Origin of the sequence: Acetoanaerobium noterae, from assembly GCF_900168025.1 — a bacterium.
Lineage (GTDB): Bacteria > Bacillota > Clostridia > Peptostreptococcales > Filifactoraceae > Acetoanaerobium > Acetoanaerobium noterae.
Genome location: NZ_FUYN01000015.1, coordinates 1 through 6,734 on the forward strand (window position 1 = coordinate 1; position 6,734 = coordinate 6,734).

Genomic DNA, 6,734 nt, shown 5'->3' on the forward strand with positions numbered 1-6,734 from the left:
GCAGCAATATTAGTATTTATATTCTTAGCATTTAAAGGAGAAATACCAGGTTTTATTACAGCAATACTAGATTTTATGAAAACTAAATTAATGAGTTAAAAAGGGTAAATAAAACCCTTTTTAACTAATCAACTACAAAAGAAAGGTTCAAAAAATGGGATTTCAGAAAATACTATCGATTTTTATAGCCTTGATGACTTTGATAGTTTGTCTAGCCTACATGATAAATGTAGTATTAGTATCCAATATGAAAACTAATACTATTGATATGCAAAAAGCAATAGTAACATATGCACAAGTTAATGGTGGATTTTGTGATAGCAATCAAACATTTACAGAATTTTATAATGACTTAGAATCAAAATTTAATATGAAAAATAATATAAGTAGTATTTCTTTCTCACATCCTATAGGTGAAAAATTACAGCGTGGAACGAAATTTACAGTATCCATAACACCTAAATATACAATAATATTACCATTTGTAGAAAATCAAACTAGGATAGGCAAAGAAATTATAAGAAGTGGATACAGCAGAAACTTTAGAAAGGAATTAGAAAATCCATGATTATAAATGCTTTGAGATTGATTTTAGATAACGTAATCTATATATTAGCAATTTTTTTACTATGTATATTCATGATTGCATTTTCATATTACATGATGCTTTTAAATATAGCAGATAAAACTATAAATGAAGCTGAAATGACAGGAAGTATAAGCAGTACATTTTTATCAAATAAATATAACAACTCGCCATTATCTAAAATAGATGGAGAATTCATTATAATTTCAGCTGTTCCTCAGATAGATCAAAAAGCTTCAGGACTAGGTGCAGTGATGGAATTGGAACTTCAAAAAACAGTTAGTATTTTACCTAACTTAAATCTAACAATTAAAGCGAAAGAGAAATGTGTTAATTTAGGCTATTATGGGCAGGGATATCAACCGTAACCATAATTAAGGAGTGACATATGCAAAGAAAAGATCATAGCAAATTACTTGAAAAACTAAAAAAAACTAAATCGAATAACTCTGATGAAATTGTAAATTTATATGAATCAATTGATAAATCAGATGTAAAAGAAGAAATCACAGATAATTCTATTGAAAATAGGTCTACTGAAGAAATATACGTTCCTCAAGAGAGCAATGTAATTACTTTAATTAAAGGAAGTAAAGATGAATCTACAGTAGAGAAAAAACTTAATGAAAAAGACAAAGAAATAAGTCAACTACACGATGAAGTTGAGCTAAACAAAGAGAACTATAAAGAAGCTTTAAAAGAAGTACAAAATCAAAACTTGTTGCTTGAAAAATCTAAAGAAGAGATTCACACTTATAAATCAAGTATTAATGAATTAAAGTTACAAATCGAGGAATTAAAACAGTCTAAGGATGATAAGGAACTTAATAATAAATTACTGGAACTAGAAAATTTACAAAATGATCTAAATTCCTCTAAAGAAAATTTGCTAAAAATAGCTAACGAAAAATCAGCACTAATGAAGCAAATGTCTGAAAAGGAAGTTTTATATCATACAACTCAAAACGCTTTAGAAGAAGCTCAAGAAGAGAAAAGAGAATTGAGATTAGCTTTAGAAAGTTTGCACTTAGAAAAAATAGAGCTTGAAAATAAATTAAAGCAAACTGAAGGTATCAGAGATTTACTAAAAGAAAAAGAAGAAGTAATTAGTAAGAGTAAACAGGAATTAGAACTAGAGCAACAAGAGAAATTTAGATTAAGCAAAGAAAAAGAAGGCTTATTGATAGAAATTCAGGATATTAAAAAAAGATTAAATAGTAGCAATAACAGTAATTTAAAAATATTCTATTCTCCTATAGACAGAGTGGGAACTACAACTATAGCCATTAAGAGTGCTTTAGAAAGCAATATGAAAAGTGTCCTGATAGGAATTACTAAAGAATATAAACTAGGCTTAAAAAGTTATTTTCCTGAGTTATTAAAGATTGATAACAAAGAAATGTTTTCAAAATCTTTTATTAAAAATGACTTAGAAATTTTTTCACTACATTTAAAAGATGAAGTAGGAAATGATGATATTAATAAAATATTGCTTTTAATAAATGAATTTAAAAGTAATGATATTTTCATTGATTTAGACAGCAGTATAAGTAAAGATTTACAAGAAGTGATCTTGGGAATTACTAAATCGGAAAAGTATTTAATTTTACACAATAATATTTATACGATTCATAAATGTATGGATAAATTGCTTTATTCAAACAAATCTATTTATACTAATTGGAATCTGATTTTTAATAAAGACTTTTCAGTTAATTCGAATTATATAGAGTTACTTGATTCTAAAATTGGAATAGATTCTGTAAATAGTTTTCCTGCTATAAATAAAGACAAATTATCTAAAGCTAAAAATCAATATAAAATAATCAACGTTTTAGGTCAAGTTGACCCAAAAGAAAGGGAGATGTAAATCATGAATCTTAATGGTGGACCATTATCAGAATTTGGAAATAAAGTAAAAGAAATATTAGGAAATGGAGCATGGCTAGTTGTAGAATTTATAAAATATGGAGCTTTTGTAATAATTTTGTACTGTGTATTTATGTATATGTCTAGTTCAAATGATCAAAAGAGATCACAGGCTGTAAGTTGGGGATTAGTAACATTACTAACTGGAGTAGCTGCATGGAGTGGAATGTTACAGAAAATATTGGAGGGTTTTTTCAAGTAAGGAGGAAGTAGATGGATTTTGTAAAAATAGGTTTATCAAATCTTGTAGAATCCTTATTTAATATAATAGCTACTATATATAACTTTGTAATTCAATTAGTTATGAGTTCATATAATCAATCGGATCAATTTCTACAATTACAAGTTTTAGACAATTTAAGAAATAGTATCACTGATTTTTCATATACATTACTGATAACTGTAGCACTTGTATCAATAATAAAAATGTATATTGTGGAAGAAAGCGACATACAAATATCAGAGCTATTATTTAGGCTTACTATGACGGCTACAGCAATAGCCGTCACACCAGAAGTAGTAGATTTAATTGTAAGTGAAACATATAAAATAATGACTAATATTAGTGGTATAAAAACCTCTATAACTCCAGTAGATTTTAGCAGTTTAGATATTATAGAACTCATTGAAGCAATGGATAAGATAGCATTATCAGCTACATTAGTATTATTAGTAATACTACTGGTATGTTTTATAATTGTATTTATTTTAGTGATTCATATAGCAATGATGAGTGTCTTTCTTATTTTCTTAAAAATCTTTTCATCTTTGGCAGCATTATCATTTATGTCAAATTATCCTTCTCTTTATATAACTCTAATAAAAGATGTAATTGGAATAATGCTCACAAGAATTATACAGATTACTTGTCTGATGCTCTCGCTAGATATGGTTAATAGTGCAATTTCAAGTTTTGTAACAACTTTCGGTATGCCTACATTTACAACTATTAACTTATGTGTAACATCCTTAGCATTAATGTTAGCTATATTATTTGTTCCAGAAATGTTTAAAAAATATACAGGCTCAGAAAGTGGAAAAACAATGGCTCCAAATATAAGTGCTATAGGTACAGCATTAGCATATAAGAAATTCTAAGGGGTGATATAGTGGATTCGTTAAATTTATTATTAAAAGATTTTATATTTGCAGGAGCAATTCTTTTAAGTCTTATATATGTCTTAAAAATCATGTCTAATCATGGAAGTACAAACTATTATATTAAGAGAATTATAGGGTTAATTTTGATTAATGGGGTTGCTTATAACATAGAGTATCTAATTAATTACTTTAAAAGTCACTTTTAAAATAGGAAGGGATTAAATATGGATAAGATACAGATAATACAAATGGTATCAACTTTATTAATTATAGGTTGTTCATTTTTAGCACTTTATTTTATATTTCATAAAGATTCACCCAAAATTGATATTAAGAAAGGATATAAGACTATTGATCAAATGATTAATAGTCGGTTATCTGATATCACTGATGAAAAAAAACAAAGTTATTATATAGATAAAATAACTAAAAAGAAAAAACCATTAGTTGAGAGAATAAAAGAGAGCTTAATAGAAAAAATATACTCTGAATATAGTAACTTTACAATGCTTGGATACATTTTTATGACTATTGTATTCGTCATAATTGGACTATTAGTTACTTATCCACTTAACAATCCTGCAATGAGTATATTAATAATGATAGTAAGTGCAATAGTACCATATATCGTAATTTCAACAATTAACAGAAAAAGATGCGATTATCAAAATAGAAAGTTACTATTAGTAATGGGGAATTTAGGTACAGCAATTACTAGGACAAATACATTTATAGAAGCTGTGGAACAAACTTTAGATATTATTCCTGAAGGTCTAATAGAAAAGTTTAAGCATTTTTATAATAGTGTAACTTTCTTAGGAGAAGAAAAAATTGATGCTATGGTAACTCTCAGAGATTCTATTAAAAATGATTATTTTTATAAATTTATGAATTTATGTATAGCAGCTGAATTAGGAGAAAAATCGTTAAAGAATACAATTCAGAGTATCCCTACTGATTACAAAAGAGATTTAGATATAAATGAAAAGTACCAAAATCAAATGAAAGAAAACAATGCCAATTTTTTGTTAGTATTATGTTGTTTCCCAGGAGTTTTAGGTTTTCTAAAAGCCTCAAGCGATTACTATTTTAATATTATAACTCAAACTATGGTTGGTAAAATAACTTTAGTAATTATTACTTTGATTTTGATTGGAATATCAGCAATATTTGTTCAGTTAAATAAACCACCCAAAATTAAATTATAGGAGGATATATGGAAAATCCTTTAAATAAACAAAATGATCTAAGTCTTAAATATCCAATTCCAAGAAGACTAACAAATAAATATTTTTTCGGACTTTCAGTTGTAGATATGGTTATAATCATTTTAATATTTTCATTTTGCAATGGAGTTTTAACTAAAATATTAGAGCCTGTCATATCAGATATTCCACGAATGATGTGGATTAATTACTTTCCTTCAGTATTTGCATATATGATTTTGAGAGAAGATAAAAATAGTGCTGAATCAATATCAGATGTTTTAGGTGATATGTTTAAATTTTTATTTTCATCGAAAATTTATGAATATAAAGGTAAGGGTGATATATAGATGATTAAAAAATTAAAAGAATCAATAGATAAAAGATTTAGTACTAATACTAGAAAAAGAAATAAAAAGAAAGAAGTAAAAAATATAACAAGAAAACCAGTAGAAGACTGGTTTCCAGTAAGTGAGTTTGAGAAAAACTATATTAGTACAGTAAAAAATATGCAATCGTATGCTATTAAAATTGAATTTACTACAAGTAATTTTATTTCTGATGAGGAACTTGAAAGAATGGCGATAAGGCTTACAGAAAGATTTAGTAATATAGATGTTCCTTATTCCTTCATTTCATTGGTTAAAGCGAAAGATACATCAGCATACACAAATTGGATTCAAAGCAAAATGGATGATACAAATGACTTATACCAAAAAGTTGGATTACACAATTTAAGAAATTATGTAAATAAGAAATCAGCTTCAGGAAACTACAACGATAGAGATTTTTATTTAATTTTTAGTTGCTATGAAGATGAAAGAGAAGAGTTTGAAATACTTTTGAAGCAAATTAAAACAGATATAGGTATGGCAGCTATCAAAGTTTCTGATGTAGCAGGACAACAGCTTGTAGATATTATGTACTCATATTTAAACCCTGATGTAAATACAAGTATGGTTATTAATGATTACACAAAGTTTGTTATTTCTGATGGGAAAGGAGTTTCATAGTATGGCAATAAATTTTTTTAAGAAAGAAAAGTTAGAAAACCTTAAGACTAAAGAACATAAGAATGTTCAGATGATAAAAGCATTAGCTCCAAATGGTATTGTTATTGAACGAGATCACATTATAATAGAAAATTTCTACATGAGATTTTTTACAATAGTTAATTATCCTGACTATGCTTCGATAAAGTGGTTATCTACTTTAAATATGCAAGGGATATCCTGGTCATTTCATGTAGATGATGTAGATTTAGATAAATTGATATCTCAGACAAATAATTCTATAAAAAGTAAGGAACATCAACTAGAAAGAACCAGAGATCCAATTGTAAAGCAAAGATTATTTTCAGATATATCAAATGCGACAGTGATGCTCAAAAAAATGGATAGTAAAATCGAAAAAACAGTTGATTTTTCAATAATAATAAGAGTTGTAGGGCATAACTTAGAAGATTTAGAAGACAATAGTGTAAGACTTAAAACTCGTTGTGCATCTAATAAAATACCAGTAAAACCGATTACGTTTGCACAAGAGCAATCTTTATTAAAAAATATGCCACTCAATTTAGACATTCCTCTTAGATATTCTAATCCTATGCCTATCAGTAATATTATGATTGGATATCCATTTTTAAACAACTATATTAATGATGATCAAGGAAATATATTAGGCTATGATGAATATTTCAATGATGTAGTCATTAACTTTTGGAATAAAAATCAGCAAAGAACTAACTCAAATGTAGTTGTAATAGGCGATTCTGGAGCAGGAAAAACAATGCTGACTAAGGATATATTATATCAGGAATATATAACAGGCTCAAAGATAGCAGTTATAGATATCGAAAGAGAATATACAAAATTAGCTAGAAAATTTGATGGAGATATCATTAATATGGCGGG

The 6,734-nt window shown here is 26.9% G+C and carries 9 protein-coding genes; all 9 read left to right on the forward strand.

What is annotated here, in order from left to right; translation table 11 throughout:
• The first annotated feature begins 154 nt into the window (after window positions 1-154).
• Window positions 155-568, forward strand: coding sequence for a DUF4320 family protein (locus tag B5X47_RS13515; RefSeq protein ID WP_079590837.1), 414 nt, complete (start codon window positions 155-157; stop codon window positions 566-568).
• Window positions 565-954 (forward strand): hypothetical protein, encoded by a 390-nt coding sequence (locus B5X47_RS13520; RefSeq protein WP_079590839.1) that lies wholly within the window; start codon window positions 565-567, stop codon window positions 952-954. Before B5X47_RS13515 ends, B5X47_RS13520 begins: the two co-directional genes overlap by 4 nt.
• 20 nt (window positions 955-974) lie before the next feature.
• Window positions 975-2,456: a coiled-coil domain-containing protein gene (locus B5X47_RS13525; RefSeq protein ID WP_079590841.1), complete on the forward strand. Its 1,482-nt coding sequence runs from the start codon at window positions 975-977 to the stop codon at window positions 2,454-2,456.
• Between the two features lie 3 nt (window positions 2,457-2,459).
• The gene (locus tag B5X47_RS13530; RefSeq protein WP_079590843.1) at window positions 2,460-2,717 is read left to right on the forward strand and encodes a hypothetical protein; all 258 of its coding nucleotides are present in this window, start codon (window positions 2,460-2,462) and stop codon (window positions 2,715-2,717) included.
• An 11-nt stretch (window positions 2,718-2,728) separates the two neighbouring features.
• Window positions 2,729-3,613 carry a conjugal transfer protein TrbL family protein gene (locus B5X47_RS13535; RefSeq protein WP_079590845.1) on the forward strand — a complete coding sequence of 295 codons (885 nt, stop codon included), beginning with the start codon at window positions 2,729-2,731 and terminating at the stop codon, window positions 3,611-3,613.
• A gap of 227 nt (window positions 3,614-3,840) precedes the next feature.
• On the forward strand, window positions 3,841-4,824 hold the full coding sequence (locus tag B5X47_RS13540) for a hypothetical protein (protein WP_079590847.1): 984 nt from the start codon (window positions 3,841-3,843) through the stop codon (window positions 4,822-4,824).
• Window positions 4,825-4,832: 8 nt separating this feature from the next.
• Window positions 4,833-5,171: a hypothetical protein gene (locus B5X47_RS13545; protein WP_079590849.1), complete on the forward strand. Its 339-nt coding sequence runs from the start codon at window positions 4,833-4,835 to the stop codon at window positions 5,169-5,171.
• The gene (locus tag B5X47_RS13550) at window positions 5,172-5,834 is read left to right on the forward strand and encodes a hypothetical protein (protein WP_079590851.1); all 663 of its coding nucleotides are present in this window, start codon (window positions 5,172-5,174) and stop codon (window positions 5,832-5,834) included.
• Between the two features lies 1 nt (window position 5,835).
• A partial coding sequence (locus B5X47_RS13555) for a TraG/VirB4 family ATPase (RefSeq protein WP_143215839.1) occupies window positions 5,836-6,734 on the forward strand: 899 nt, incomplete at its 3' end.

Excerpts from the sequence above, each read along its gene's own strand:
- B5X47_RS13515 (WP_079590837.1), top strand. The coding sequence starts at position 155 with ATGGGATTTCAGAAAATACTATCGATTTTTATAGCCTTGATGACTTTG.
- B5X47_RS13520 (WP_079590839.1), top strand. The coding sequence starts at position 565 with ATGATTATAAATGCTTTGAGATTGATTTTAGATAACGTAATCTATATA.
- B5X47_RS13525 (WP_079590841.1), top strand. The coding sequence starts at position 975 with ATGCAAAGAAAAGATCATAGCAAATTACTTGAAAAACTAAAAAAAACT.
- B5X47_RS13530 (WP_079590843.1), top strand. The coding sequence starts at position 2,460 with ATGAATCTTAATGGTGGACCATTATCAGAATTTGGAAATAAAGTAAAA.
- B5X47_RS13535 (WP_079590845.1), top strand. The coding sequence starts at position 2,729 with ATGGATTTTGTAAAAATAGGTTTATCAAATCTTGTAGAATCCTTATTT.
- B5X47_RS13540 (WP_079590847.1), top strand. The coding sequence starts at position 3,841 with ATGGATAAGATACAGATAATACAAATGGTATCAACTTTATTAATTATA.
- B5X47_RS13545 (WP_079590849.1), top strand. The coding sequence starts at position 4,833 with ATGGAAAATCCTTTAAATAAACAAAATGATCTAAGTCTTAAATATCCA.
- B5X47_RS13550 (WP_079590851.1), top strand. The coding sequence starts at position 5,172 with ATGATTAAAAAATTAAAAGAATCAATAGATAAAAGATTTAGTACTAAT.